This is a genomic window from Bowmanella yangjiangensis (assembly GCF_017255015.1).
Lineage (GTDB): Bacteria > Pseudomonadota > Gammaproteobacteria > Enterobacterales > Alteromonadaceae > Bowmanella > Bowmanella yangjiangensis.
The window spans coordinates 1-548 of sequence record NZ_JAFKCS010000508.1; the positions used below are offsets into that span (position 1 = coordinate 1).

The window sequence follows — 548 nt, forward strand, 5'->3', positions numbered from 1 at the left end:
ATCTGCTCGACCCGGAGAAACTCACCGCAGGCGGTCTGTAAATCCACTGGCGAGCAGCCGGGAGGTAACCATGGAGCACTGGAAACATATCATCGAAGCGGGAAACCGCTGCTTTCGGGACGGCGATTGGGTGCAGGCCCGTGAACTCTATCTGCAAGCCCTGGCCGAGGCTCAGGTGCTGTTCGGGCGCTGGCACGAGCACAACATGGCGGTGGCCGCGTTCGTGATCTCGCACCACAACCTGGCCGATCTGCATCTGACGCTGGGCCAGCCGGAGGAGGCGGCGGAGAACCTCTGCGCGAGCCATGAGCGTCTGTTGCAGACCCTGGGCGACGCGCAGCAGCCCCAGGCGCTGCGGGATATCGCCATGCATCACAGCCGGCGTACCTACATCGAACTGCTGCAGTTCATCGCCGAGCACGGCGCATTCCCGCGTACCGACCGCCTGCTGGGGGCGCCGAGCAGGCGCCAGCAGCACCTGGCCTGCAATGGCCGTCACTGTCACTGAAGGATGACGTCAATGCCTTATCAGCTTCCGCCGCTCGACT

The 548-nt window shown here is 64.2% G+C and carries 1 protein-coding gene; it reads left to right on the top strand.

The window, feature by feature from the left end; all coding sequences use genetic code 11:
• Nucleotides 1–70 precede the first annotated feature (70 nt).
• Entirely contained in the window at nucleotides 71–508 is a 438-nt protein-coding gene (locus J0A65_RS25395; protein ID WP_052178244.1) for a tetratricopeptide repeat protein, read from the top strand.
• Nucleotides 509–548 lie beyond the last annotated feature (40 nt).

Coding starts and splice junctions, on each gene's coding strand:
- J0A65_RS25395 (WP_052178244.1), top strand. CDS start 71: ATGGAGCACTGGAAACATATCATCGAAGCGGGAAACCGCTGCTTTCGG.